We start from the raw sequence: 25,589 nt of genomic DNA, 5'->3' as shown, positions 1-25,589 counted from the left end.
CAGGCGCGGCGCGGGGGGAGCCCTACTTCGTGCCGAAGATGCGGTCACCGGCATCCCCGAGCCCCGGGACAATGTAGCCATGATCGTTCAGGCCGCGATCCACCGCGGGGGTGTAGACCGGCACGTCATGGTGCGCATCGTGGAAAGTCTTGAGGCCTTGCGGGCAAGTCACCAGACACACGAACCGGATCGAGCGCGGTCCGGTTTTCTTCAACCGGTCCACGGCGGCCACGGCCGAATTCCCCGTGGCGAGCATGGGGTCGAGCACGATCACATCGCGTTCGTGCATGTCCTGCGGCATCTTGAAGTAGTACTCCACCGCCTGCAGCGTGGCCGGATCGCGGTACAGCCCGATGTGGCCCACGCGCGCGCCCGGAATCACCTGCAGCATGCCGTCCAGAAAGCCGTTGCCCGCCCGCAGGATGGAAGCCAGCACGATTTTCTTGCCGTCGATGACGCGCGAGGTCATCTTCTCCAGCGGCGTTTCGATCTCGATGTCCTGCATGGGCATCTCGCGCGTGAGTTCGTAGGCCAGCAACGCGCTGAGCTCGTGCACCAGTTCGCGGAAGTTCTTGGTGCTGGTGTCCTTGCGGCGCATCAGGGTGAGCTTGTGCTGCACCAGCGGGTGGTCTATGACGTGGACGTCTCGGCTCATGGGGGTGTCTCGGAAAACGGTGTTCCGAGTTTATGCCCGAACGCGCGGGCCTCGCCGCGTCAGGACGGGCTGGGGGCGCGCTCGCGGGCCACAGGCGTGGCGGGCTGCACCGCGTCCAGCACCAGTCTCTGCGGGTTGGCATAGCAAAGGAAGTGCTTGTTCGTGGCGCGCCCGATGGCGCACAGGCCCACGCGCTGCGCCACGTCCAGCCCCATCTGGGTGATGCCGCTGCGCGAGACCACCACGGCCACCCCCATCTGGGCAGACTTGATCACCATCTCGCTGGTGAGGCGGCCGGTGGTATAGAAGATCTTCTCGCCTGGGGGCAGCGATTCCTGCAGCGACATCCAGCCGGCGATGGTGTCCACCGCGTTGTGGCGGCCCACGTCTTCGACGAAAAGCTGGAGTTCCTCGCCACAGAACAAGGCACAGGCGTGCACCGAGCCGGCCGACTTGTAGGTGCTTTCCTTGAGACGGATCGCGTTGACGATGGCGTAGAGCTCCGACTGCTTCAACCCGGCATCGGCCGGCAGGCGGATGCTGTCGATCTCGTCCATCAGGTTGCCGAACACGCTGCCCTGGCCGCAACCGGTGGTGACCACCCGTTTCGACGTGCGCTCCTCGATGTGGTCGATGCCGTGGCGGGTCTTCACCGAAGCAGCGTTCACGTCCCAGTCCACCGTGACGGATTCGATCTCGTCGATCAAGGCGATCAGACGCTGGTTGAGCAGGTAGCCCAGCACCAGCCACTCGGGATGCGCGCCCAGCGTCATGAGCGTGACGAGCTCGCGCTTGTCCACGTACACCGTGAGATCGCGCTCGGCAGGGATGAAGATGGCCTCGCGCTCGCCGCGCTCATTCATCACCTCGACCTCGCGGGTCAGCGGTGCACGGGCCTGGGTGAGTTGAGGAAGCAACATGGGAACGAAGACTACCGCATGAAAAAGGCCGCCACCCGGAGGTGCGGCCCTTGGCAAGGCACGGGCAAGGGGTATCGGCTGATGCCCTTGCCGGGCAAAGTCATTTCTTGGCGGGTGTGGCGGGGCCAGCGGGTGACTGGTTGCTGGGCGGGCTGACCGCCGTGGCTGCGGGGGAATGCGCGCCAGCGGCCTCGGCCGGCTTGGGCGGCACATAGGCGAACGGGCCGGGATCGGTGCAAGGCGGCCCAGCCACCGCGGGCTTGACCGATTTGCCGGCTGCAGCGGCCGTCTTGAAGTAGTTGCTGGCAGCCTTGTCCATCGACGCGCAAAGCTTGTAGCCATCGACCTTCGCGGCCCAGGCGGTGCGGGCTGCGGCTTCGGCCGCCTTGGCCTTGGCTTCTTCGGTGGGTGGCGGCGGCGCAGGCAGCTTGGCGTGGGCAGCAAAAGCCAGCAGCAGGGAAAGGCACAGAAGGCTGCGTTTCATGGTTGATGTCCTTGTCTCTTGTGTTCTGGAAGCGTCAAGCCTTGATGGCACGGGTCGCTTCGGCAGCGCTGCCCGCGTCCACCGGGCCGCTGCTGCGCTGCGCGGGGATCTTGCCGGCCTTGATGTCGTCGTACCAGAGCTCGTGGTGTTCCTTGGCCCAGGTCTCGTCCACATAGCCCGTCTTCATGGCCTTGTAGGCGCCCTTCATGCCGATGGTGCCCAGGTAGATGTGGCCCATGAAGAGGCCCATCATCAGCACCGCGGCGCTGGCGTGGATCATGTGCGCCACCTGCATGTTGCCGCGCGTGTATTCCACCGACGGCACCAGCTTGTCGAGGAACAGGCCGGATCCCACCACGATCAGGCCGAAGAAGAACACGCCCGCCCAGAACACCACCTTCTCGCCGGCGTTGAAGCGGTGCGAGGGCACTTCCTTGCCGCCCAGCAGACCACCGCCCTTGAGCAGCCAGGTGAGGTCACCCTTGGCCGGCAGATTGTCCTTGATGAAGGTCACGATGACGATGACCAGTGAGACGGCAAACAACGGGCCGGCGAAGTTGTGCAGGTTTTTCAAGGCATACGTGAACCAGCCAAACAGCGTGCTGCCCATGATCGGCAACAGGAAGAACTTGCCGAACGCCATGACGATGCCGGAGATGGCAAGCGCCACGAAGGCGATGGCATTGAGCCAGTGGGCCGAGCGCTCGAGGTAGGTGAAGCGTTCGATCACGCGCCCGGTGGGCTGACCGTGCACGTCGATCGAGCCCTTGGCCATGTAGAACAACGCGATGGCGACCATGACCACCAGCAACAGCGAGCCACCGTAGGGAATGATCCAGTTGTTGCGAACCTGCCGCCAGGCCTCGCCCGCGTTGGTCAGGCGCGCGCCCGGGTAGTTCACGAACGGCTGGATCAGGTTGCCCGCCTCCAGGTAGGGCAGGCTGGTGGTGCCGGTCACGCCCTTGCCAACGTCGCGCCACATGGGCGCGTTGTTGCCGGGCTGCACCTTGCCGCGTTCGGCGTTGGTCTGCTCACCGTACTTGGGGTCGGTGCTGGCATCGGGCGCGATCTCGAAGATGTTGGCGCTGCGGATGCCCCCCTGCTGCTGGGCCGGCTGCGTGGCGGCCGGTGCCGGATCCTCCTGCACGGGTTCCACCTTCAGGGCCTGGGCATTGGCCCAGCCGGCGCTGAGCGCCAGCACCGCCACGGACCAGAAAGCGGGCGATACCAGACGGCGCACGCCACCTGTCAACACCGAAGTGAACATGGTTCGTCCTTACTTGCTGTTGCCCATGCGGGTGTAGTCGTTCTGTCCGTACTGCGCGCGTGTCTTGAGTTGCTGTTCCCAGCTCGTCTTGTCACCAGGCTTCCAGCCGGTGTTCGCGTACTGGCTCTGGCCCACACCGTGGTACGGCGCGCTGTCCTGCTTGACACCGGCCTGGTTCATTTCCTGGGGCTTGTCGCCGCAAGCAGACAGGGCAAGCACGGCGGTTGCCAGCGCGGCTGAAAAGATCAGGCGGCGAATCATCATGACTTGGTCCCCTGTGCAGAACCGTAGGCGGTGCCCCAGCCCCAGACTTCGGCACCCTTGCCGCGTTGGAGCACGCGGTTGCGGAAGATGTCGGCTACCACGTCACCGTCACCAGCCAACAAAGCCTTCGTCGAGCACATCTCGGCGCAGGCGGGCAGCTTGCCTTCGGCCAGGCGGTTGCGTCCGTACTTCTCGAACTCGTTCTGGCTGCCGTGGGCCTCAGGGCCACCGGCGCAGAACGTGCACTTGTCCATCTTGCCGCGCACACCGAAGGTGCCTTGCGAAGGGAACTGCGGCGCGCCGAACGGGCAGGCATACGAGCAGTAGCCGCAACCGATGCACACGTCCTTGTCGTGCAGCACCACGCCTTCGTCGGTGCGGTAGAAGCAGTTCACGGGGCAGACCGCCATGCAGGGTGCATCGCTGCAGTGCATGCAGGCCACCGAGATCGACTTCTCGCCCGGTACACCATCATTGAGCGTGACCACACGGCGGCGGTTCACGCCCCAGGGCACTTCGTGCTCGTTCTTGCAGGCGGTGACGCAACCGTTGCATTCGATGCAGCGCTCTGCATCACAGATGAATTTCATTCGTGCCATGTTGTTCTCCTCAAGCCTTCTCGACGTTGCAGATCGTGGTCTTGGTTTCCTGCATCATCGTGACGATGTCGTAGCCATAGGTAGTGCCGGTGTTGACGGCCTCGCCACGCACCACCGGGAAGGCGCCATCGGGGTAGTAGGGCTTCATGTCTTCACCCTGCCACCGGCCGGAGAAGTGGAACGGCATGAACACGGTGTCTGGTCCGACGCGCTCGGTCACCAGGGCCTGCATGTTCATGCGGGCACCGGTGGGGGTGCTCACCCACACGCGTTCGCCGTTGCGGATGCCGCGAGCGGCCGCAGCCGTCGGGTTGAGTTCGACAAACATCTCCTGCTGCAGCTCGGCCAGCCAGGGGTTGGAGCGCGTCTCCTCGCCGCCGCCCTCGTACTCCACCAGTCGACCCGAGGTCATGATCAGCGGGTACTTCTCGTGCATCTTGTCGGCCACGTTCTTGGCCTGCAGCGATTTGTAGAGGATGGGCAGGCGCCAGCGGGTCTTCTGGTCGTCGTGGCTGGGGTACTTGGCCACCAGGTCCGGGCGCGTGCCGTAGATGGGCTCGCGGTGCTGCGGCACGGCGTCGGGGAAGTTCCACACCACGGCGCGTGCCTTGGCGTTGCCAAAGGGGTGGCAGCCGTGTGCCATCGCCACGCGGATGATCGCGCCGGTCGGGTCGGTCTTCCAGTTCTTGCCTTCGGCCGCTTTCTGCTCGGCCTCGGACAGGTCAGCCCACCAGCCCAGTTTCTTGAGCAGCACATGGTCGAACTCGGGGTAGCCGGTGGTGATTTCGGAACCAACCGAGTGCGAGCCGTCCTCGGCCAGCAGGGTCTTGCCCTCGCGCTCCACACCGAAGTTGGCGCGGAAATTTCCACCGCCTTCCATGACATGCTTGGAGGTGTCGTACAGGTTGGGCGAGCCAGGGTGCTTGATCTCGGGCGTGCCGTAGCAAGGCCACGGCAGACCGAAGTAGTCGCCAGTCATGTCGTAACCGGTTTCCTTGTCGACCACCTTGCCCTTGGCCTTGAGCGTCTTCACGTCGAAGGCGTTCATGTTGCGCATGTGGGCCTTCAGGCGCTCGGGACTCTGGCCGGTGTAGCCAATGGTCCAGACCGACTTGTTGATCTCGCGCAGGATGTCTTCCGGCACCGGCTCGTCCAGCCCCTTGATCTTCTGCATCTTGTAGTTCTTGCTGAGCTCAGTGGCGAAGCCGAGTTTTTCAGCGAACTGGTGCATGATCATGTGGTCGCTGCGGCTCTCCCACAGCGGGTCGATGACCTTTTCACGCCACTGCAGCGAGCGGTTCGATGCGGTGCATGAACCGCTGGTTTCGAACTGGGTCGCCGCCGGCAGAAGGTACACCGCGCGATTGGGATTGAGGTCTTCGGCCTTGCCGGGCATGGCCGCCATCGACGCGGTGGCCGAAGGGTACGGATCCACCACCACCAGCAGGTCCAGCTTGTCCATGGCACGCTTCATTTCCAGACCGCGCGTCTGCGAGTTCGGTGCATGGCCCCAGAAGAACACGCCGCGCAGGTTCGGCCCCTGGTCGATCAGCTCGTTGTTCTCGAGCACACCGTCGATCCAGCGCGACACGGTGATGCCGGGCTTCTCCATCGTGCCTTCGGCGTACTGCTTCTTGATCCACTCGTAGTCCACGCCCCACGTGTTGGCGAAGTGCCTCCACGAGCCGGCGGCCAGGCCGTAGTAGCCGGGCAGCGAGTCGGGGTTGGGGCCGACGTCGGTCGCACCCTGCACGTTGTCGTGACCGCGGAAGATGTTGGTGCCGCCGCCGCTCTTGCCCACGTTGCCCAGGGCCAGTTGCAGGATGCACGAGGCGCGCACCATGGCGTTGCCGATGGTGTGCTGCGTCTGGCCCATGCACCAGACGATGGTGGCCGGCTTGGCTTCGGCCAGCATCTTGGCCACCTTGAACATCTGCTCTTCCTTGACGCCGCAGGCCTCTTCCACAGCGGCGGGCGTCCATTTGGCCATCACGTCGGCCTTCACGGCTTCCATGCCGTAGACGCGGTCGTTGATGTACTGCTTGTCTTCCCAGCCATTCTTGAACACGTGGTAGAGCAGGCCGAAGAGGAAGGGGATGTCGGTGCCCGAGCGGATGCGCACGAACTCGTCGGCCTTGGCCGCCGTGCGCGTGAAGCGCGGGTCGACCACGATCATCTTGCAGCCGGTCTCCTTGGCATGCAGCATGTGCAGCAGCGACACCGGGTGCGCCTCCGCGGCGTTGGAGCCGATGTACAACGCGCACTTGCTGTTCTGCATGTCGTTGTACGAATTGGTCATGGCGCCATAACCCCAGGTGTTCGCCACACCCGCCACCGTGGTGGAGTGGCAGATGCGCGCCTGGTGGTCGCAATTGTTGGTGCCCCAGAAGCTCACGAACTTGCGCAGCAGATAAGCCTGCTCATTGTTGTGCTTGGAGGAGCCGACGAAGTACACCGAGTCGGGGCCGCTCGCCTCGCGCAGTTCCTTCATCTTGGCGGTGATCTCGTTGAGCGCCACATCCCAGCTGATGCGCTGGTACTTGCCATTCACCAGTTTCATGGGATAGCGCAGGCGGTACTCGCCATGACCGTGCTCGCGCAGTGCAGCGCCCTTGGCGCAGTGCGCGCCGAGGTTGATGGGTGAATCGAACACCGGTTCCTGCCGCACCCAGACACCGTTCTCCACGATGGCGTCGGTGGCGCAGCCCACCGAGCAGTGGGTGCAGACGGTGCGCTTGACTTCGATCTTGCCGGTGCCGTCGATGGACTTGCCGGAAGCGGCCCTGGCCTTTTTCACCAGCGTGAGCTGCGTGGCCGCAAGACCCACGCCCACGCCGAGGCCGGAGCGGCGCAGGAAGCCGCGACGGTCCATGGTGGGCAGCGCGGACGAGAGGCCACGCTGCAGCTTGTGGACGAAGCCGGAAGAGCTGCGCGACGGCTGTGCGCCCGAGGACGATTTTTTGGTCAACAACATGGGGCCTCCTGTGCGCTCAGATGCGGGTGGTCTGGTAGTACTGCTTGACGTGGTCGCTCAGGCTGTAGCCTCCGCCCTTGGTCGGCGCCGGCTTGGACTCGACTGCGGCGGTGGCCTCTTCGGGCGCCACGCGAGGCAAGAGGGTGGCGGCTGCGGCCAGGGCACCCACGGTGGAGGCGCCGGCAAACAGGGTGCGGCGCTTGAGGTTCGGACGGCCTTCTTCGGGCGTGGATCGTGGGGACTTGGACATGCATGTCTCCTGGTTGAACACCGGCCCGCCACACAACGTACGGGCTTTTTGCATACGTCGAATCTAACCCGCGCACACAGTCGGTGCAAGCGGTTACACGCCGGTCGCGCTCTGACGAGATGCGAGCCATTCTCATCGCGCAATGCCGCAGCGCAGCATGCGTTTGCGCTCCTGAATTCATAGCCAGAAGCGTGCCATCTCACGCACCACTCGGAGTTGGTTGCTTTGGTATTCATCTTGTGATGCGGCGGCGGAAGAGTGCAAGGGATAACCCTGTGACACGAACCCCGTTGCGCCGTGGGTGCGCCAGCCTGTCCGGTGGCGCGCGACAAGTTGTCGCAACCCAAAAAAAAGACAACAGCGATCAAGCACCCGCTCGTGCGTGGGATTTCGCCCAATACCCAACTGAATTGGTAGGCCTCCTCCGTAGAATGCCGGCGGGTGGAGACCTCCCTTTACCCCCCTTCCCCCGAAAAGAGCCTTGAAGGCTGGCCCGACTGGTCGATCCTCGTCGTCGACGACGAGCAGGGCATGCTCAACTTTTTGGTCAAGACGCTGGCGCCGCGCTGCCACTTCGTGATGAGCGCCGGCAGTGCCGAAGACGGGGCGCAATGGCTGCGCGGCCACCACGTGGACCTGGTGATCCTGGACATCTCGCTGCCCGGCAAGAGTGGTGTGGCCTGGCTCAAGGAACTCCGCGAACAAGGCTTCAATGGCGAGGTGATCCTGATCACCGCCTTTGCCGATCTGGACACCGCCATCGAGGCACTGCGTGCCGGTGCCTCGGACTTCATCCTCAAGCCCTTCCGCGTGCCGCAGATCCTCAATGCGGTGAAGCATTGCTACGAACGCTCGCGCCTGCGGCGCGAGAACTTCGTGCTGCGCCGCTCGGTCACCAGCACCCCCGGGCGCAACGCCCTGGTGGGGTCGTCACAGGCCATGCAGCACCTCGGCCAGTCGATCGCGCGGGTAGCACCCGTCAACAGCACGGTGCTGCTGCAAGGCGAGTCGGGCACCGGCAAGGAGCTGGTCGCGCGCGAGCTGCACGCGCTGAGCAGCCGCGCCGGTGGGCCCTTCGTGCCGGTCAATTGCGCGGCGGTCTCACCTGAGCTGATCGAGAGCGAACTCTTTGGCCACGCCAAGGGCGCCTTCAGCGGCGCGACCCGCGCGCGCGACGGCCTGTTCCACTACGCGCAAGGCGGCACGTTGTTCCTGGACGAGATCGCCGAGCTGCCGCTGTCCATCCAGGCCACGCTGCTGCGCGCCATCGAAGACCTGAAGATCCGCCCCGTGGGCAGCGAGCAACTGGTGCCGCTGAACCTGCGCATCGTCGCAGCCACCAACCGGCAATTGAGCGAGGAAGTGGCTGCAGGGCGTTTTCGCAAGGACCTCTATTTCCGCCTGCAGGTGGTCGACCTGACGCTGCCGCCGCTGCGCGACCACAAGGAAGACATTGCCGAACTCGTGGCGCACTTCATCGCCCAGCTCGCACCGTCGCTTGGCGTGGAACCGCTGGCGATCAGCGATCGGGAAATGGATTTCCTGCGCCAGTACGACTGGCCCGGCAACGTGCGTGAACTGCGCAACCTGATCGAACGTTCGCTCATTCTGGGCAGCCTCAACGTGTCGGCCCTCTACCCGGGCGTGAAGACAGCGAACGAGAGTGGCACGGCGCGGCAGGCCCCCACCGACCTGCACACGCTGGAGAAAATGCACATCCTTACCGTGCTGGATTCGGTGCAGGGCGACAAGACGCGCGCAGCGCAGTTGCTGGGCGTCTCGCGCCGCACACTCGAACGCCGCGTGGCCGAATGGAATAGTTTGTGAGCTTTTGGCGCGCACCCCGCTGGCTCGCCGGCTCGGTCCGCAACAAGCTGCTGGCCATGGCGCTGCTGCCGTTGCTGGTGGCGTTTCCCTTGCTTGTGCTGGCGCTGGCCTTGTGGGGCAATGCGGCCTACGACCGCCTGCTGATCACCAAGGTGCGCAGCGATCTGGCCGTGGCCCATGGCTACTTCGATCAGGTGCTCAGTGAGGTGGGCTCGGGGACGCAGGGCGTGGCGGCATCCCAGGCGTTGTTTGCTGCATTGAAGCCCTCTCCCACCGGCAACGCACGAGGCTTGAGCGAGCAGCTCGCGGCAGCCCGCGAACGGCTCTCGCTCGACTTCCTGTTGCTGTACGACCCGCAGGGCCGGCCGCTGGCGCGTGCGGTGCCCACCGGTCTGAGCACGGGCGACGCGAGCGCGCCGATTCCACTCATGCCCGCGGCGCTGGGCGAAACCCAGACCAGCCGCGCCGCCCGCCTGCTGGTTCTGGACCCAGAGGCCCTGGCCGCGCTGGCGCCCCACCTCGTGCCCCGGCTGCGCATTCCACTGGTGGCCACGCGCAACGCCGCACCCGCCACACGCGACGCCGAGCACCGCGCCATGGTAATGCTGTCCACCCATCCGGTGCTCGATGCGAACGGCCGCACCATCGCCACGCTTGCTGGTGGCCTGCTGCTCAACCAGAACCTGGACTTCATCGATCACATCAACCGCATCGTCTATCCCGAAGGCGCACTGCCTTTTGGCAGCCAGGGGACCGCCACGCTGTTCATGGACGACGTGCGCATCACCACCAACGTGCGGCTGTTCCAGGATCAGCGGGCCATCGGCACACGCGTCTCTCAGACGGTGCGCGATGCGGTGCTGGGCCGGGGCCAGACCTGGCTGGACCGCGCCTTCGTGGTGAACGACTGGTACGTCTCCGCCTACGAGCCGCTGCTGGATGCGCGCGAGCAGCGCATCGGCATGCTGTATGTGGGCTACCTGGAAGCACCGTTCCGGCTGGTGCGCTACGCCATGCTGGCGGCGATGGGGCTGATCTTCCTGGTGGTGATGGCACTGTCGGCCTGGTTCTCGCTGCGCTGGGCGCGCAGCATCTTCCAGCCGGTGCAGCAGATGAACCGCACCATGCAGCTGGTGGAAGAAGGCCAGTCGCAGGCGCGCGTGGGCGAAATCTCGGCGCGCGACGAACTGGGCGCGCTGGCCGGCCACCTGGACCAGTTGCTCGACGTGATCGACGACAAGACCGAGGCATTGCAACGCTGGGGAGATGAGCTGGACCACAAGGTGGCCGAGCGCACGCAGGAGCTGGAAGCGAGCAATGCCTCGCTGCAACTGGCGCAGCAGCAACTGGTGAAGAGCGAGAAGCTGGCCGCCATCGGCCAGCTCACAGCGAGCATCGCGCACGAGATCAACAACCCGATCGCGGTGATGCAGGGCAACCTGGACCTGATGCGCGAGACCCTCGGCGAAGCGAGTGCACCGGTGAAGTCCGAGCTGAAGCTGCTGGACGAACAGGTGGAGCGCATGCGCATCATCGTGACGCAGCTGCTGCAGTACGCACGGCCCACCGAGTACGCGGGCTATGTGGAAACGCTGGACCTGAACCGCACGATGGAAGACTGCCTGGTGCTGGTGGGGCACCTGCTGGCACAGACAAGCATTGCGGTGGAGCGCGATTTCCAGGCCACACGCCGTGTGGGCTGCAACCGGCAAGAGCTGCAGCAGGTCATCATCAACCTGATGATCAACGCCATCCAGGCCATGCCGCAAGGGGGTGAGCTGCGTTTGATCACACGGGACTGGTGGCCGGACGGCAAAGATGGCGGCCAGGCGCGCGGTGCAATGCTGGTGGTGCAGGACAGTGGTGCTGGCTTGTCGCCAGAAGTGCGCGAGCGGCTCTTCCGCCCTTTCTTCACCACCAAGAACGATGGCAACGGTCTGGGTCTGTGGATCAGCCAGGGTCTGGTGGAGCGCTACGGCGGCGGCATCAGCGCCGACAACCGCGAAGGTGCTTCCGGGGCGTCGTTCACGGTGCGATTGCTGACCGAGCCTCGGGCACCAGATGCTGCGCGCACCGGGGATGGGCGGCCTGGGTCTCTTTGAGAATGACCGTGGACGAGAAACTCAAGCCAGCATGTCGAAGCCCTGAGCCTCCACGCTCACGAACGCGCGGGTGAATCCCGCAAGCGCCCCATAGAAGCGAGCCTTGGGATGCGCAGCGATCGCATCGCACATCTGCGGCACCCACGGCAGCACGTGAGTGGTGAAGAACTTCTGCTGTTGCGTGAGGTTGGCCACTTCCACCTCATCGCCCGCGATCAGGTAGCGCATCACCTCGCTGATGTAGGCCACGTGGTCCTCGGTCTCGGGCATGGCTTCGTCGCGCGCCAGGCCGAGTTCGGCCAGGTCGCTGCGCAATGCCGCCAACGGCTTTTCGTTCAGGAAGCCGCTCAGGTAGTGGGAGCCGAACAGGTAAACCTCGGGCTTTCCCACACCGCCAAACAGCGCGTCGTACTCGCTCGCCACCGAGCCGTCGTCCACTGCGCGCGCCGCGGCGACAAACTCGCGCCAGGGCTCTTCCAGGAAACCACCGGCCGCCGGCGCTTCCGTCACCGCCACCCGCAACTGCGCCATCAGCTCCGGCGAAGGTGGCGCGTAGTACAGGGCGGCCAGCAGGCCATAGACCTCGGCACGGGCGGTTTCTTCGTCGAGCGCGGAGGAAACGGGAATGGCGTTGCTGTTCATGTGGGCAAAGTGTTCAGATATCGGTGATGCGCGTTTCGCCAGGATTGGAGTACAGGTCCACCACCCGGCAGTCACCACACATTTTCAGGCGCTCCAGTGCTTCGCCCTGGAACATGGCATGGCCTGAAAGCTTGGCCAGCATCACCTCGATGCCTTTGAGGGTGCCGAAAGGTTTGCTGCAACGGATGCACTGGTAGGGCTGTGCTTCGTTGAGCACGCGCAACTGCTTGCGCTGCTCGCCCAGCAACAGGCGTGGCTGCAGCGTGATGGCGTCTTCCGGGCAGGTGCTGGCGCAAAGGCCGCATTGCACGCAGTTCTTTTCGATGAAGCGCAGTTGTGGGCGCTCGGTGTTGTCCTGCAGGGCGCTCGCCGGGCAGGCGCTCACGCAACTCAGGCACAGCGTGCAGGTGTCCTTGTTGACCGCGATGGTGCCGAGCAATGAAGCCTGCGGCAGGGGAATCGCTTCCACGGCGGGGCGGTGGGCGAGGCTGTCCTGCATGAGGTGATCGAGGGCGAGTTCCACCGTGGCGCGCTTCTCGGCCTGGATAGCAAAAGTGGCGCGGCGCTTGACGCCCTGCGCCGGCGCATCGCCCAGCATCGCGTCCAGCGCCTTGGCATCGCGCGCCTCGATGAGCCGGAAATGCTGGCCGTTGTAGCCCAGCCCGCTCAGCACCGCCTGAGCCACGGCCATCTGCTCGCGCACCGCATCCCGGTACTGCGGCGCTTCCTCGCCCGTCATCAACACCCACACCTGCGAGGCGCCATAGGCAAAGGCCGAGAGCCACACGTCCAGACCGATGGAGGCCGTGTGCCAGAGCGGCAGGGGGATCACGCGCGCGGGCACGCCGCGCACGCCCTTGCGGTCCAGCGATGCCGCACGGCCCAGGTCACCGATCAGCACGGCGCCTGCTTCCTGGCTGTGCAGCAGCAGGGCAGCGTCCTTGCCGCCCGCCTTGGCATAGGTGGCCAGCACGGTGCGCAGCTTCACGCCCTGCTCGCTGGCGCGCGGGTAGGCGTACGACAGCGCGCCGGTGGGGCACACGGTGGTGCACGCGCCGCAGCCCACGCACAGGTTGGGGTTGACAACGATCTGGTTGCGCTTGATCTCGCTGCTGATGGCGAGCGCCGAACAGATCTCCACACAGGCGTTGCAGCCCACGGTTTCGTTGCGGCCGTGCGCGCAGAGCTTCTGCTTGTAGGTGAAGAATTTCGGCTTCTCGAATTCGCCCACCAGATCGCGCAGCTTGATGACCGTGGCCATGGCGGTCGCGTTCTGCAGGCCTCCAGGCAGGTGAAAGTAGCCTTGCGGGTGCGCATGCTGATCGAACGCAGGGGTGACACGCAGGTCGAGCACCACATCGAACTGCTCGCTGTGTGTCTGCGGTTCACGCTGGAAGCTGATGGCGCCCACCGCCTCGCACGCCTTCACACAGGCGCGGTGGCTCCGGCATTTGTCCATGTCGATCTGGTAGTCCAGGCCGATCGCATCCTCGGGGCAAACGGCCAGGCAGGCATTGCAGCGTGTGCACAGGTCGAGATCGATGGGGTTGCTGGTCTGCCACTCCACCTCGAAGGCACCGAGCCAGCCACGCACCTGCTGGAGCTCGCCTGCGATCACGGGGTATTGCCGCGCCTGCATGCCGGCACCGCCCGTGGCCATGAGACTGACCTCCAGCGTGTCGGACACCATGGCGGCGATGCGCTCGCTCTCGTCCAGCGCGCCAATGATCAGCAAGCGTCCTGCGCTCTTGTAGGTGACCGTGGGCACGGGTTCGGCGTCGGGCAGGCGCGCTGCGGCCAGCAACGCGGCCATCTTCGGGCTCGCCTGTGCGGCCTCGCGGCCCCAGCCCCCGGTTTCGCGGATGTTGACGAAGTGGATGGGGCGCACGTCCAGTGGCACCGCGCCCTCGGTCTGTTCCGAGAGTTCGGTGAACAGACGGCTTTCCTGCGTGCAGGCGACCACCAGCTCTTCCTGGCTGCGGCACGCGCGCTGGAAGGCCGGTGCGTCGCGACGGCACAGCGTGGTGTGCAGTGTCAGGTCTTCATCCAGCGCCTCGCCCAGAACCTGGGGGTTCAGCGGCATGGTCTGGTTGCAATTGCAGATCAGCGTGGTCATCTTGTGGCTTCAGGGAATCGGTATCGGAATCGGTTGCGATCGTGGGGCGGGCTTCGTCGGCCGGTGTGACGGCGGGGGGGGCTGCGGTGGCAGCACCGTCCTGACGCGCCTGCTTCTCTGGCGCGTCCTCAGGGTCGTCCACCAGTTTCAGAAACTGTGCGCCGACCATCTTCGCCATCTCGGCCACGGACAGAGGACTGGGTTTGGAGTAGTCGTCGATGTAGATGTCCAGCCCGTCCATCACGTTGTAGTGCGGGTCGGTGAAGAGCTTCTTCACAGCGGCGTTGCGCACATCGGCAGGCACGCCACGCGCCACGAACGCCGAGTAATCGGAATCGGGGGTGAGGCGGGCAACATCCTCGAGCGTGAGGGCGGGCGGCTGCTCTTCCGCCTGTGGAGCGGGCGTGGGCGGGGGCACCACCGCAGCAGCCCCTGCCACAGGCGCGGCGGGCGCGGCCTGCTGCACCACCGGGGGTTCGGGTGGCAGCGGTTCGCCGCTGCGCACCTGGACCTTGCGGCGCGACCAGCGCGAAAAGAAGTTGCTGTCGTCTTCGGCGGCCATGGTCATTGCCCCGGTGATCCACCACCACGGACCTTTTCCGTCGAGATTCGCACCGGCTGCCCGAAACGGTCGGTGAGCGGCTTGAAGCTGTCGGGGCGCTTGCGCTTCTTCGGCTCGGGCTGGTAGGTGGCGTCGACATAGCTGCGCAACCATTCCACCACTTCGCTCGGCGCCGGCACCTGATCCACACGTTCCTGCGCGTCGAGCCAGCGACCGGCGTCGTGGTAGCTCAGTGTGACGACCTGCGGCACGGCCATGGGCTCGCCGTCGAGCAGGCGCGCTTCATCGGCGCGCCAGAACACCCAGAAGCAGGGATGGGGGCTGTTGAGGTTGAGGAAGTAACCCTCGGCATCGTCGCGGAACAGTTCCACGCGGAAGCTCGGGAACAGCCAGTGGGTGGCCTGCTCGCTTGCCTTGGTTGCGTCCACCGGTTCCACCGCCTGGGGTTCATGGGTTTGATGCGGATCGGCAGGTCCAGTGTCGTCGGGCTCGGAGCGCAACACCACATCGGCCAGCACCCAGCGCCAGGGCTGCCAGCGGCTCATGGGACCACTCACCGGCTCGCGCCGCATCACCACATCGACCTCGATGGCGGGACGGCTGCGTGCGGATACCGGGGTATGTTCAATCTTCATAAGAAGACCGCAATGTAAGCCATTCAGCTCGCGAGCGTGTCGAGGACACCGAGGAACCGGCTTTGCCGGGCCTCAGGTGTCGCCCCCTGGGGGTGACGCGCCGCCAGACGCGGCGCGGGGGGAACCTATTTCAATAGGTTTCCAGATGGAGACGCCCTTCACGCTTGAGCGATGCGCCGATGGTTTCCCAATTCAGGCCTGCACCTTGCGCCACATCGCGCAGCGCCAGCACCACGCCCTCTTCCATGCTCTTCAGGCCGCAAACATAGAAAAAGGTGTTCGGGTCCTGCAGCAGCACGGCGAGATCCGCTGCGCGTTCGCGCATGGCGTCCTGCACGTAGCGCTTGGGTTTTCCCAGCGTCCGGCTGAAAGCAAAGTTGATGTCGATGAAGTCCTTGGGCAGGCTCTGCAAGGGGCCGAAGTACGGCAGCTCTTCCTGCGTGCGTGCGCCGAAGAACAGCATGAGCTTGCCGCCTTCGAACTTGCCTGAGGCGCGCAGGCGCCGCCGCCATTCCGTCATGGCCCGCATGGGCGCGCTGCCGGTGCCGGTGCAGATCATCACGATGTTCGAACGCGGGTGGTTCGGCATGAGGAAACTGGTGCCGAACGGCCCGATCACCTCCACCTTGTCGCCCACCTGGAGGTCGCACATGTAGTTGCTCGCCACCCCTCGCACGGGATCGCCGTCGTGGTCCTGCAGCACGCGCTTGATGGTCAGCGACAGGTTGTTGTAGCCAGGGCGCTCACCGTTGCGCGGGCTGGCGATGGAGTACTGGCGGGCGTGGTGCTTGCGGCCGATGTCGTCGACACCGGGCGGTACCACGCCGATGCTCTGTCCTTCCAGCACCGGGAAGGGCATGGCGCCGAAGTCGAGCACGATGTGGTGGGTGTCGTAGTCGCTGCCGGCGGTCTTGCCGACTTCGGTGACGCGCACATTGCCCACCACCGTGGCCGTCACGGTCTTTTGCGCGGCCTTGGGGCCGTAGAGGTTGCTGTAGGCGTGTGCGGCGGACCAGGGCGGCAGCGTGGCACCGTAGGCCGACGAATTGAAGGTCTCCGTGCCGCTCGCGTCCTTCACCACCGCAGGCGGAGCCGCGTGGGCAGGCGCCACCGCCACATCGCCACCGGCCTCGATCAGGCCTTCGAGTTCCTCAGGCGGCAGCTCAGCTGGCAGTTCTTCCCAGGTCAGTTGCTCTTCGATCGAGTACGCGCGCACGCGCGGCATGCTGCGCCAGTTGTCGATCGATCCCGTGGGACAGGGCGAAATGCAGTCCATGCACAGGTTGCACTTCGAGGCATCGACCACGTAGTTGACGCTGTCGTGCGTGATCGCCTGCACCGGGCACGTGGCCTCGCAGGTGTTGCAGCGGATGCAGATCTCGGGATCGATCAGGTGCTGCTTGATGACAGCGGCTTCGGCAATGGCGTTCATGGCAAGTCTCCGATGAATCTAGAGACAGTGTAGGAGAGGGATCAACCGAATCTGACGTATTCGAAATCGACTGGCTGGCGGTTGATACCCATGACAGGCGGTGCGATCCAGCCCGCGAACTTGCCCGGGTCGACCACGCGGCCCATGAGCGAAGCGACGAAGGCGAAGTCTTCCGGTGTCGGCAGCCATTCGTTTTTCTTCGCAGCCCATTCGGCCTCGCTCACCACGCGGCCATCGGGCGACATCTTGATGCCGGCCAGCGCGCCGATCTGGCGGTTGAAAGCCTTGTGCGGCACGGTCAGGCGGGTGGCGATGCCGGCCTTTTCCAGCACCTTGTTCCAGCGGTTCACGCCGGCCACCGAGTCCTTGATGAAGTCGTCGCGCAACACCTCGTTGAGCGCGTTGAGCATGGGCACGTCCTTATCGACAAGCTGGCCGTCCTTGACCTCGAGCACCTTGTAGGTCTGGCCCTTGAGCACGTGGTCGTCGGTGCGCTTGCCTTCTTCGTAGCGGCCCTTGAGGCCCGAGCTGTAGAAGATGGCGGCGTTGCTCGACTGATCGGCGCCGAAGAGGTCGATGGTGACGCTGTAGTGGAAGTTCAGGTAACGCTGGATCGTGCCGAGGTCGATGCAGCCGGCGGCGCGCACCTTCTGCGGGTCGTCGGTCTTGAGTTCGTTCATCACCTGCGCGGTGCGCGCGAGCACGCGCGACACGCCGCTCTCGCCCACGAACATGTGGTGCGCTTCCTCGGTCAGCATGAACTTGGTCGTGCGGGCCAGCGGATCGAATGCCGACTCGGCCAGGGCCGAGAGCTGGAACTTGCCGTCGCGGTCGGTGAAGTAGGTGAACATGAAGAAGGCCAGCCAGTCGGGCGTCTTCTCGTTGAACGCACCGAGGATGCGCGGGTTGTCCTGGTCGCCGGACTGGCGCTGCAGCAGCGCTTCGGCTTCCTCGCGGCCATCGCGGCCGAAATGCTTGTGCAGCAGGTAGACCATGGCCCACAGGTGGCGGCCTTCTTCCACGTTGATCTGGTAGAGGTTGCGAAGGTCGTACATGCTGGGCGCGGTCAGGCCCAGGTGGCGCTGCTGCTCGACCGAGGCGGGCTCGGTGTCGCCCTGCGTGACGATGATGCGGCGCAGGTTGGCGCGGTGTTCGCCGGGCACATCCTGCCAGGCCTTCTCACCCTTGTGGTCACCGAAGTGGATCTCGCGGTTCGCATCGCCCGGGTTCAGGAAGATGCCCCAGCGATAGTCGCGCATCTTCACGTGGCCGAACTGCGCCCAGCCCTGCGGGTCGACGCTGACGGCCGTGCGCAGGTAGACGTCGTAGTTGGTCGAGCCATCGGGACCGACATCGTCCCACCAGTTCACGAAATTCGGTTGCCAGCCTTCCAGCGCGCGCTGCAGCGTGCGGTCTTCGCTGAGGTTGACGTTGTTGGGGATTTTTTCGCTGTAGTTGATGCTGGACATGGATATCTCCTGCGGGTGGGGACTAGGGAGTGACGAGGGTTCTGATCTGGGATGCGGCGGAACCGGCTTTGCCGGGCCGCTCGCATCGTCCCCTTGGGGATGACGCGCGCAGCGCGGCGCAGGGGGGTCCTATACCCGGTTGAAATCGAAGGCGGCCTTGTCGCCTTTGCCATAGACCTTGAGCGCACCCTTGTCACCCACCGCGTTGGGGCGGATGAAGATCCAGTTCTGCCAGGCGGTAAGGCGGCCGAAGATGCGGGTGGCCATGTTTTCCTTCTGGGCGAAGCGCAGGTTGGCTTCCAGGCCGGTGAGGGCATCGGGCGACATGGACGCACGCTCTTCGCGCGCCATGCGCACTTCGTCTTCCCAGTCGATGTCGTCGAGCGCGGCGGTCACCAGGCCGAGTTCGAATGCTGCATCGGCATCCAGCGCCTTGCCGATGGCACCGCGCGCGGCTTCCATCGGTTCCACTTCTTCGTAGAAGCGGCGTTGCAGGCGCGACTGGTCGTTGACCATCGGCAGGTAACCGAAGTTGAACTCGTCCAGTTGCAGCTTGGGCGCGGCATCCGCGTCATCGGGCAGGGCGAGCATGTAGGCACGGTCGGCGCAGAAGGCCAGCTCGGCGAGCGAACCCGCAAAGCACGAGCCGGATTCGATGAGTGCGAACAGACTGCGCGAGGACACATCGAGCCGCGCGAAGGTGCGGCGCATCAGGCCCAGCGTTTCACGCACCAGCCAGTGGTCCTTGTGGGCCAACATCAGCGCGTCGCTGGCCAGCACCGCGGCGGCATCGCCTTCGGTCTTGAGCAGCCAGGTGCCCATGTCGAGTTCGTTGGTGCGCAGGCACAGGATGGCGTCATCGAGTTCGCGCGCCATCTGCAGCGGCCACCAGGCGGCGCCTGCGGCTTCGATGCCGGCGATGTCGGTGGGCTGCGCGCCGGTGGGAGCCTTCACGGTGATCGTGGCGCTGCGTTTGCTGCGGTCGATCGCCACGTTCACATGCTTGTAGCTCAGGCCGTCGGCGCTGTCGGTGCGTTCAATGCGGGGCAGCGACACGCCCTTGCCTGCTGCGGGGCGATCGCTCTGGGCGGCCAGCGCGTCTGCGCGTTCCTTCACGTGCGAGGCGAACTGCTGCGGCTTGGCGATGGAGTCGACCAGCCGCCAGTCCACCGCCTTCTTGCCGCGCACACCTTCGCTGGTGGTGCAGAAGATGTCGGCCAGGTCGTGGCGCACATGGCGCTTGTCTGTGACGCGGGTCAGGCCGCCGGTGCCGGGGAGCACGCCGAGCAGCGGCACTTCGGGCAGCGACACGGCAGAAGACCGGTCGTCCACCAGCACGATCTCGTCGCAGGCCAGCGCGAGTTCGTAACCACCGCCTGCGCAGGCGCCATTGAGCGCGGCCACGAACTTCAGGCCGCTGTGCTTTGAGGAGTCCTCGATGCCGTTGCGCGTTTCGTTGGTGAACTTGCAGAAGTTCACCTTCCACGCGTGGCTGGAGAGGCCGAGCATGAAGATGTTGGCGCCCGAGCAGAACACACGGTCCTTGCCGCTGGTGACGACCACAGTGCGCACTTCGGGGTGTTCGAAGCGCACGCGGTTGAGCGCGTCGTGCAGTTCGATGTCCACGCCCAGGTCGTAGCTGTTGAGCTTGAGCTTGTAGCCGGGGCGGATACCGGCGTCTTCGTTGATGTCCACCGCGAGGGTGGCGATGGCGCCGTCGAAAGACAGCTTCCAGTGGCGGTACTGGCTGGGGTCGGTGCGGTAGTCGACGGTGGTCGGGGTGGCGGTGGTGCTCATGGTGGTTGTCTCCGGGGCGGTGGTCTCGGGCAGCCGGGCGACGACTGCGGGATCAGGCCCGACAACCAAGCCACTATGGGCCGGTTCGAACCTGTTGATGTGAATAATAATTCACAAAGTTCAAAACGTCAATGCACTTTTCTGCATGTCACACCGGCAAGTCGACCAGTTCCCGCACCTGCTCGCGCAAAGCCATGAAGGCTTCCTCCAGCGGGTAGGCGCTGGTGTTGAAGCTCATGTCGGCCTTCGAATAGAAGGCCGAGCGCCCGGCCAGGATGCGCTTCAGATCCTCCATGGCCTCGCGGCTGGCGGCCATGGGGCGCATGTCGCCCTGTGCGGCCACGCGGCCCATGTGATCGGCCGGGTCGGCCTGCAACCACACCGTGGTGCAGTGTGAGAGCAGCAGGTTGAAGTTGGCGGCGTCTGAAACCAGCCCACCCGGCGTGGCGATCACCACCTCCGGGTAGATCTGGATGGTTTCTTCCAGAGCCCGGCGTTCATAGCGGCGGTAGGCCGGCGTGCCATAAAGCGAGTGGATCTCGTTGATGCTGCAGCCGGCGAACTTTTCGATCTCACGGCTGAGTTCGACAAAGGCAAAACCCAGGTCGTCGGCCAGGCGCTGGCCCAGCGTGGACTTGCCTGCACCGCGCAGCCCGATGAGCGCGATGCGCGCCTTGCGGCCGGGGTCGTCCCCCGGCATCGCGCCGCCGCCCAGCAACCCGCCGATGGCAATGCGCGCGCGACGCAGGTCCGATTCGCTGCGCTTTTCCAGCAGCTCGCGGATCAGCAGCCATTCAGGTGAGCTTGTGCTCACATCACCCAGCAATTCGGCCAGCGAACATTGCAAGGCCTGGGCCACCTGCAAGAGCACCAGGATCGACGCGTTGCCAGTACCGTATTCCAGGTTGGCCAGGTGGCGCTCGGACACGTCGGCGGCGAGGGCCACGGCCTTGCGCGTCATGCCACGGCGCGAGCGCAAGGTGCGCACCCGCTCTCCGAGCGACACCAGGAAAGGGTGCCGGGGTTCTTCGGTGGCCGGATCGGCTGGCCGGCCTGCGGCGGAGGCCATCACGCTGGTGTCGGCTGCATCCATGGTGAACAGGGCTTTCAAAAGTGTCGGGGCTGGAGGGATAACCCTCAGGGCTCTTGCCAATCCGACAAACATGCACTTTAATGCACAATTCGCAGCAAGCAAGATAGTGCATTTATAGCGCCATTAGATGGCCGCGAACAGCCCTGGCAACCCGGGGACCCATTTCAGGAGACACCATGACCACCACTCTGCTTCCCAACCACCTGGGCGGCCAATGGCACACCGCCACGGGCACCGGCACGCCATTGTTCGACCCCATTCTGGGCACCGAGCTGGTCCGCGTGGGCAACGCCGGCCTGGACCTGGAGGCCGGATTCCGGTTCACCCGGGAACAAGGCGGCAAGGCCTTGCGCGCCCTCACCTACGGCCAGCGTGCAGCCCTGCTCGCGGTCATCGTGAAGGTGCTGCAAGCCAACCGAGATGCCTACTACGAGATCGCCACCGCCAACTCTGGCACCACCACCAAGGATTCGGCGGTGGACATCGACGGCGGCATCTTCACCCTGGGCTACTACGCCAAGCAGGGCGAGGCCCTGGGCGATGCGCGAGCCCTGCTCGATGGCGCGCGCATCCGCATGGGCAAGGACCCGGCGTTCCAGACCCAGCACATCCTGCAGCCCACGCACGGCGTGGCGCTGTTCATCAACGCCTTCAACTTCCCGAGCTGGGGCTTGTGGGAAAAGGCCGCGCCCGCCCTGCTCTCGGGCGTGCCGGTGATCGTGAAACCCGCCACCGCCACGGCCTGGCTCACGCAACGCATGGTGAAGGATGTGATCGATGCCAACATCCTGCCGCCAGGTTCTCTCTCCGTGGTCTGCGGCTCATCCGCCGGTCTGATGGATCAGCTGCAGCCCTTCGACGTGGTCTCGTTCACGGGTTCGGCCGACACCGCGCGCGTCATCCGCAGCCACCCCGCCGTCGCCGAGCGTTCCGTGCGCTGCAACATCGAGGCCGACAGCCTCAACAGCGCCCTGCTGGACCCGGCTGCCACCGCCGACAGCGAGGCCTTCAACCTGCTGGTGAGCGAGGTGGTGCGCGAGATGACGGTCAAGGCCGGCCAGAAGTGCACCGCCATCCGCCGTGTGTTCGTGCCACGTGCGTTGTACGACGCCGCGGCCCAGGCCATCGGCGCCAAGCTGGCGAAGACCAGTGTCGGCAACCCACGCCATGAAGCCGTGCGCATGGGCTCGCTGGTGAGCCAGGAGCAGAAGGCGAGCGTGCTCGAAGGCATTGCGAGACTGCGCGCGGAAGCTGATGTGCTGTTCGACGGCGGCAGTGCCACGCTGCTGGACGCCGACCCGGTCGTGGCGGCCTGCGTGGCACCGGTGCTGCTGGGATCGCGCGAGCCCGCGAAGGCCAGGCTGCTGCACGAGGTGGAGGTGTTCGGTCCGGTCGCCACGCTCATGGCCTACGACAGCATCGAACAGGCCTTCGAGCTCATCCACCGCGGCGAAGGCTCACTGGTGTCTTCGGTGTACAGCGCCGACCCCGCTTTCATCGCCCGCGCCGCGCTGGAACTCGGCTCCGCACACGGACGCGTGCACGCCATCTCGCCCGATGTGGCGGCCAGCCAGACCGGCCACGGCAACGTGATGCCCATGTCGTTGCATGGCGGCCCGGGCCGCGCCGGTGGCGGCGAAGAGCTGGGTGGCCTGCGAGCACTGGGCTTCTACCACCGCCGCAGCGCCGTGCAGGCCAGCAGCGCCGCTCTGGACGCACTGGCTGCCTCGGCAGTAGCCTTGACGTATTGAACTGCAGAGGAGACACCACATGACCGCAACCGCCGCCCCACCCGAGCGCTTCAATTTCGCAAGCCACTTGCTCGAACTCAACGTCGGCCGTGCGCAGAAAACCGCATTGATCGACGACCAGGGGTCTCTCAGCTACGGTCAGCTCGCCGACCAGGTGCAGCGTTTCGCGGGCGCGCTCCGCACCCTGGGCCTGCGGCGAGAAGAACGCGTGCTGCTGCTCATGCACGACAGCAGCGACTGGGTGGTGGCTTTTCTGGGCGCTTTGCACGCGGGCGTGGTGCCGGTGGCGGTGAACACCCTGCTCACTGCGCAGGACTATGCGTACATGCTGGCCAACAGCCGTGCCCAGGCCGTGCTCGTGTCGGCGGCGCTGCTGCCCACGCTGCAGACCGCCCTGGCCTCGAAATCCACCGAAGTGCAACACCTCATCGTCTCGCGCGCTACCGAACCACTGCCATCGGGCGCGCACGATTTCGCGAAGCTGGTTGCGCAGAGTGAGCCTGCGCAAGCGGCCGACACCCACGGCGACGAACCGGCCTTCTGGCTGTATTCCAGTGGTTCCACTGGCGCGCCCAAGGGCACGGTGCACACGCAGGCCAGCCTGTACTGGACGGCCGAGCTGTATGGCAAGGCGGTGCTCGAACTGCGCGAAGACGACGTGGTGTTCTCCGCCGCCAAGCTGTTCTTTGCCTACGGCCTGGGCAACGCGCTGAGTTTCCCGCTCAGCGTGGGCGCCAGCGTGGTGCTGATGGCCGAGCGGCCCACACCGCAAGCCTGCTTCAAGCGCTTCAAGGAGCTGAAGCCCACGGTGTTCTACGGCGCACCCACGGGCTACGGCGGCATGCTGGCGAGCCCGGACCTGCCGGGCAAAAGCGATGTCGCGCTGCGCCTGTGTTCGTCCGCTGGCGAGGCCCTGCCACAAGACATCGGCCAGCGCTGGACGAAGCACTTCGACGTCGAGATCATCGACGGCATCGGCTCCACCGAGATGCTGCACGTGTTCCTCTCGAATCGGCCGGGCGACGTGCGCTATGGCACCACCGGCAAGCCGGTGCCGGGCTACGAGATTGAACTGCGCGGCGAGGACGGCCAGCCGGTGGCCGACGGCGAGATCGGCGATCTCTACATCCGCGGCCCAAGCGCTGCGCTGATGTACTGGAACAACCGCGACAAGAGCCGCGACACCTTCCAGGGCGGCTGGACCAAGGCGGGCGACAAGTACACGCGCGACGCCGACGGCTACTGCACCTACGCCGGCCGCAACGACGACATGCTGAAAGTCAGCGGCATCTACGTGAGCCCGTTCGAGGTGGAGGCCACGCTGGTGCAGCACCCCGCCGTGCTCGAGACCGCCGTGATCGGCAAGCTGGATGCCGATGGCCTGACCAAGACCAAGGCTTTCGTGGTGCTCAAGGCCGGCGCGCAGGCGACCGAAGCGGAACTGCAGGCCTTCGTGAAGGAAAAGCTCGCGCCCTACAAGTACCCGCGCTTCATCGAGTTCCTGCCGGAGCTGCCGAAGACGGCGACTGGCAAGATCCAGCGCTTCAGACTGCGCGAGCGCGAAGCCGGCTGAGCTCAGGTGTCCTTGGAAACCTTGATGCTTGGAAACTTGCTCGAGAAATCCTTGGCCTTGGCCGCGATCTTGATCGCCACCTGCCTCGCCACGCCCTTGTAGAGACCGGCGATCTCGCCCTCCGGGTCGGCCACCACCGTGGGCATGCCGCTGTCGGCCTGCACGCGGATGCTCATGTTCAGCGGCAGCGCGCCGAGGTAGTCCATGCCGTACTCGGCCGCCATGTTCTTGCCGCCATCGGCACCGAAGATGTGCTCCACGTGGCCGCACTTCTCGCACACGTGCACCGCCATGTTCTCCACGATGCCCAGAATCGGCACGCCCACCTTCTCGAACATCTTGATGCCCTTGCGCGCGTCGAGCAGCGCAATGTCCTGCGGTGTGGTGACGATCACCGCGCCAGTGAGCGGCACGCGCTGGCTCAGGGTGAGCTGGATGTCGCCGGTGCCGGGCGGCATGTCGACGATGAGGTAGTCCAGTTCTTTCCAGTTGGTCTGTCGCAGCAACTGCTCCAGCGCCTGCGTGGCCATGGGACCGCGCCAGATCATGGCTTCGTCGCGGTCGATCAGGAAACCGATGGAGATGACCTGCACCCCATAGTTCTCCAGCGGTTCCATGGTCTTGCCGTCCTCGCTCTCGGGCCGGCCTTCCACGCCCATCATCATCGGCTGGCTGGGACCATAGATGTCGGCATCCAGGATGCCGACCTTCGCGCCTTCTGCCGCCAGCGCGAGTGCCAGGTTGACGGCCGTGGTGCTCTTGCCAACGCCGCCCTTGCCAGAGGCCACGGCGATGATGTTCTTCACATTGGGCATGAGCTGCACGCCGCGCTGCACCGCATGGGCGGTGATCTTCGTCGTGACGTTGACCGACACGTTGTCCACGCCGGGCACCGACTTGGCGGCGGCGATGAGCGCGCGGCGCAAGGCGGGAATCTGGCTCTTGGCCGGGTAACCCATTTCCAGATCGAAAGCCACGTCGCCGTCGCTGGCCTGCAGGTTTTTCAGCGCCTTGGTGGACACGAAGTCCTTGCCCGTGTTCGGGTCGGTCACGCCTTGCAGCGCGGTCAGCAGCGCCTGGGAATCAACGGCCATGGGGAATGGTCTCCAGAAGGGTGGGGGTGCAATGGTTATCGGGTAGGCGGGGAAGAGTCTAACGTCCTGCCCCCGCGAGGGGC

The 25,589-nt window shown here is 65.3% G+C and carries 21 protein-coding genes; 4 read left to right on the top strand and 17 right to left on the bottom strand.

What is annotated here, in order from left to right:
* Positions 1-22: 22 nt before the first annotated feature.
* The 8 genes from upp to ACTIF6_RS03840 all read right to left on the bottom strand — a co-directional run bounded on the left by upp (position 23) and on the right by ACTIF6_RS03840 (position 7,413).
* Positions 23-655 (bottom strand): uracil phosphoribosyltransferase, encoded by a 633-nt coding sequence (gene upp / locus ACTIF6_RS03875; RefSeq protein ID WP_439586691.1) that lies wholly within the window; start codon positions 653-655, stop codon positions 23-25.
* A 59-nt stretch (positions 656-714) separates the two neighbouring features.
* Positions 715-1,575, bottom strand: a complete 861-nt coding sequence (locus ACTIF6_RS03870) for a formate dehydrogenase accessory sulfurtransferase FdhD (RefSeq protein ID WP_439586690.1) — start codon at positions 1,573-1,575, stop codon at positions 715-717.
* Between the two features lie 100 nt (positions 1,576-1,675).
* Positions 1,676-2,059: a hypothetical protein gene (locus ACTIF6_RS03865; protein WP_439586689.1), complete on the bottom strand. Its 384-nt coding sequence runs from the start codon at positions 2,057-2,059 to the stop codon at positions 1,676-1,678.
* A 34-nt stretch (positions 2,060-2,093) separates the two neighbouring features.
* A complete protein-coding gene (locus ACTIF6_RS03860; protein ID WP_439586688.1) occupies positions 2,094-3,326 on the bottom strand; it encodes a formate dehydrogenase subunit gamma in 1,233 nt (410 codons plus the stop codon).
* Between the two features lie 9 nt (positions 3,327-3,335).
* Positions 3,336-3,590: a hypothetical protein gene (locus ACTIF6_RS03855; RefSeq protein ID WP_439586687.1), complete on the bottom strand. Its 255-nt coding sequence runs from the start codon at positions 3,588-3,590 to the stop codon at positions 3,336-3,338.
* Complete coding sequence (gene fdh3B, locus ACTIF6_RS03850; RefSeq protein WP_439517667.1) at positions 3,587-4,189, bottom strand: formate dehydrogenase FDH3 subunit beta; 603 nt, start codon at positions 4,187-4,189, stop codon at positions 3,587-3,589. The genes ACTIF6_RS03855 and fdh3B overlap by 4 nt, the downstream gene beginning before the upstream one ends.
* 10 nt (positions 4,190-4,199) lie before the next feature.
* Positions 4,200-7,163, bottom strand: coding sequence for a formate dehydrogenase subunit alpha (locus ACTIF6_RS03845; RefSeq protein WP_439586686.1), 2,964 nt, complete (start codon positions 7,161-7,163; stop codon positions 4,200-4,202).
* Between the two features lie 16 nt (positions 7,164-7,179).
* Positions 7,180-7,413 carry a formate dehydrogenase gene (locus tag ACTIF6_RS03840; RefSeq protein WP_439586685.1) on the bottom strand — a complete coding sequence of 78 codons (234 nt, stop codon included), beginning with the start codon at positions 7,411-7,413 and terminating at the stop codon, positions 7,180-7,182.
* Positions 7,414-7,854: 441 nt separating this feature from the next.
* Here ACTIF6_RS03840 and ACTIF6_RS03835 point away from each other — a divergent pair, with 441 nt between their 5' ends.
* Complete coding sequence (locus ACTIF6_RS03835) at positions 7,855-9,240, top strand: sigma-54-dependent transcriptional regulator (RefSeq protein ID WP_439586684.1); 1,386 nt, start codon at positions 7,855-7,857, stop codon at positions 9,238-9,240.
* Entirely contained in the window at positions 9,237-11,342 is a 2,106-nt protein-coding gene (locus ACTIF6_RS03830) for a sensor histidine kinase (protein WP_439586683.1), read from the top strand. The genes ACTIF6_RS03835 and ACTIF6_RS03830 overlap by 4 nt, the downstream gene beginning before the upstream one ends.
* A gap of 21 nt (positions 11,343-11,363) precedes the next feature.
* Here ACTIF6_RS03830 and ACTIF6_RS03825 read toward each other — a convergent pair whose 3' ends face one another.
* The 8 genes from ACTIF6_RS03825 to ACTIF6_RS03790 form a co-directional block, all read right to left on the bottom strand.
* On the bottom strand, positions 11,364-11,984 hold the full coding sequence (locus ACTIF6_RS03825; RefSeq protein ID WP_439586682.1) for a TorD/DmsD family molecular chaperone: 621 nt from the start codon (positions 11,982-11,984) through the stop codon (positions 11,364-11,366).
* A 13-nt stretch (positions 11,985-11,997) separates the two neighbouring features.
* Positions 11,998-14,100: a 4Fe-4S binding protein gene (locus ACTIF6_RS03820; protein ID WP_439586681.1), complete on the bottom strand. Its 2,103-nt coding sequence runs from the start codon at positions 14,098-14,100 to the stop codon at positions 11,998-12,000.
* On the bottom strand, positions 14,027-14,662 hold the full coding sequence (locus ACTIF6_RS03815) for a DUF3306 domain-containing protein (RefSeq protein WP_439586680.1): 636 nt from the start codon (positions 14,660-14,662) through the stop codon (positions 14,027-14,029). Before ACTIF6_RS03815 ends, ACTIF6_RS03820 begins: the two co-directional genes overlap by 74 nt.
* Before the next feature lie 2 nt (positions 14,663-14,664).
* Positions 14,665-15,297, bottom strand: coding sequence for a DUF3305 domain-containing protein (locus ACTIF6_RS03810; RefSeq protein WP_439586679.1), 633 nt, complete (start codon positions 15,295-15,297; stop codon positions 14,665-14,667).
* A gap of 130 nt (positions 15,298-15,427) precedes the next feature.
* Positions 15,428-16,729, bottom strand: a complete 1,302-nt coding sequence (gene boxA / locus ACTIF6_RS03805) for a benzoyl-CoA 2,3-epoxidase subunit BoxA (RefSeq protein ID WP_439586678.1) — start codon at positions 16,727-16,729, stop codon at positions 15,428-15,430.
* Between the two features lie 41 nt (positions 16,730-16,770).
* The gene (gene boxB, locus ACTIF6_RS03800) at positions 16,771-18,198 is read right to left on the bottom strand and encodes a benzoyl-CoA 2,3-epoxidase subunit BoxB (RefSeq protein ID WP_439586677.1); all 1,428 of its coding nucleotides are present in this window, start codon (positions 18,196-18,198) and stop codon (positions 16,771-16,773) included.
* Positions 18,199-18,327: 129 nt separating this feature from the next.
* A complete protein-coding gene (gene boxC, locus ACTIF6_RS03795) occupies positions 18,328-19,995 on the bottom strand; it encodes a 2,3-epoxybenzoyl-CoA dihydrolase (RefSeq protein WP_439586676.1) in 1,668 nt (555 codons plus the stop codon).
* A 148-nt stretch (positions 19,996-20,143) separates the two neighbouring features.
* Positions 20,144-21,088 carry a helix-turn-helix transcriptional regulator gene (locus ACTIF6_RS03790; RefSeq protein ID WP_439586675.1) on the bottom strand — a complete coding sequence of 315 codons (945 nt, stop codon included), beginning with the start codon at positions 21,086-21,088 and terminating at the stop codon, positions 20,144-20,146.
* Positions 21,089-21,264: 176 nt separating this feature from the next.
* Here ACTIF6_RS03790 and ACTIF6_RS03785 point away from each other — a divergent pair, with 176 nt between their 5' ends.
* Positions 21,265-22,839, top strand: coding sequence for a 3,4-dehydroadipyl-CoA semialdehyde dehydrogenase (locus ACTIF6_RS03785; RefSeq protein ID WP_439586674.1), 1,575 nt, complete (start codon positions 21,265-21,267; stop codon positions 22,837-22,839).
* 19 nt (positions 22,840-22,858) lie between these two features.
* Positions 22,859-24,412 (top strand): benzoate-CoA ligase family protein, encoded by a 1,554-nt coding sequence (locus tag ACTIF6_RS03780; RefSeq protein ID WP_439586673.1) that lies wholly within the window; start codon positions 22,859-22,861, stop codon positions 24,410-24,412.
* A 2-nt stretch (positions 24,413-24,414) separates the two neighbouring features.
* On the opposite strand, the gene apbC is transcribed toward ACTIF6_RS03780, so the two are convergent.
* On the bottom strand, positions 24,415-25,506 hold the full coding sequence (gene apbC, locus ACTIF6_RS03775) for an iron-sulfur cluster carrier protein ApbC (RefSeq protein ID WP_439586672.1): 1,092 nt from the start codon (positions 25,504-25,506) through the stop codon (positions 24,415-24,417).
* Positions 25,507-25,589: the final 83 nt, after the last annotated feature.

The sequence above is a fragment of the Hydrogenophaga sp. genome (assembly GCF_051860785.1).
GTDB lineage: Bacteria > Pseudomonadota > Gammaproteobacteria > Burkholderiales > Burkholderiaceae_C > Hydrogenophaga.
The sequence above is the reverse complement of the archived record's forward strand: the minus strand, read 5'-3'. Positions and strand labels throughout refer to the sequence as shown.

Bases quoted from the DNA above. Each gene is read 5' to 3' on its own strand.
- upp (WP_439586691.1), bottom strand. From the start codon at position 655: ATGAGCCGAGACGTCCACGTCATAGACCACCCGCTGGTGCAGCACAAG.
- ACTIF6_RS03870 (WP_439586690.1), bottom strand. From the start codon at position 1,575: ATGTTGCTTCCTCAACTCACCCAGGCCCGTGCACCGCTGACCCGCGAG.
- ACTIF6_RS03865 (WP_439586689.1), bottom strand. From the start codon at position 2,059: ATGAAACGCAGCCTTCTGTGCCTTTCCCTGCTGCTGGCTTTTGCTGCC.
- ACTIF6_RS03860 (WP_439586688.1), bottom strand. From the start codon at position 3,326: ATGTTCACTTCGGTGTTGACAGGTGGCGTGCGCCGTCTGGTATCGCCC.
- ACTIF6_RS03855 (WP_439586687.1), bottom strand. From the start codon at position 3,590: ATGATGATTCGCCGCCTGATCTTTTCAGCCGCGCTGGCAACCGCCGTG.
- fdh3B (WP_439517667.1), bottom strand. From the start codon at position 4,189: ATGGCACGAATGAAATTCATCTGTGATGCAGAGCGCTGCATCGAATGC.
- ACTIF6_RS03845 (WP_439586686.1), bottom strand. From the start codon at position 7,163: ATGTTGTTGACCAAAAAATCGTCCTCGGGCGCACAGCCGTCGCGCAGC.
- ACTIF6_RS03840 (WP_439586685.1), bottom strand. From the start codon at position 7,413: ATGTCCAAGTCCCCACGATCCACGCCCGAAGAAGGCCGTCCGAACCTC.
- ACTIF6_RS03825 (WP_439586682.1), bottom strand. From the start codon at position 11,984: ATGAACAGCAACGCCATTCCCGTTTCCTCCGCGCTCGACGAAGAAACC.
- ACTIF6_RS03820 (WP_439586681.1), bottom strand. From the start codon at position 14,100: ATGACCACGCTGATCTGCAATTGCAACCAGACCATGCCGCTGAACCCC.
- ACTIF6_RS03815 (WP_439586680.1), bottom strand. From the start codon at position 14,662: ATGGCCGCCGAAGACGACAGCAACTTCTTTTCGCGCTGGTCGCGCCGC.
- ACTIF6_RS03810 (WP_439586679.1), bottom strand. From the start codon at position 15,297: ATGAAGATTGAACATACCCCGGTATCCGCACGCAGCCGTCCCGCCATC.
- boxA (WP_439586678.1), bottom strand. From the start codon at position 16,729: ATGAACGCCATTGCCGAAGCCGCTGTCATCAAGCAGCACCTGATCGAT.
- boxB (WP_439586677.1), bottom strand. From the start codon at position 18,198: ATGTCCAGCATCAACTACAGCGAAAAAATCCCCAACAACGTCAACCTC.
- boxC (WP_439586676.1), bottom strand. From the start codon at position 19,995: ATGAGCACCACCGCCACCCCGACCACCGTCGACTACCGCACCGACCCC.
- ACTIF6_RS03790 (WP_439586675.1), bottom strand. From the start codon at position 21,088: ATGGATGCAGCCGACACCAGCGTGATGGCCTCCGCCGCAGGCCGGCCA.
- ACTIF6_RS03785 (WP_439586674.1), top strand. From the start codon at position 21,265: ATGACCACCACTCTGCTTCCCAACCACCTGGGCGGCCAATGGCACACC.
- ACTIF6_RS03780 (WP_439586673.1), top strand. From the start codon at position 22,859: ATGACCGCAACCGCCGCCCCACCCGAGCGCTTCAATTTCGCAAGCCAC.
- apbC (WP_439586672.1), bottom strand. From the start codon at position 25,506: ATGGCCGTTGATTCCCAGGCGCTGCTGACCGCGCTGCAAGGCGTGACC.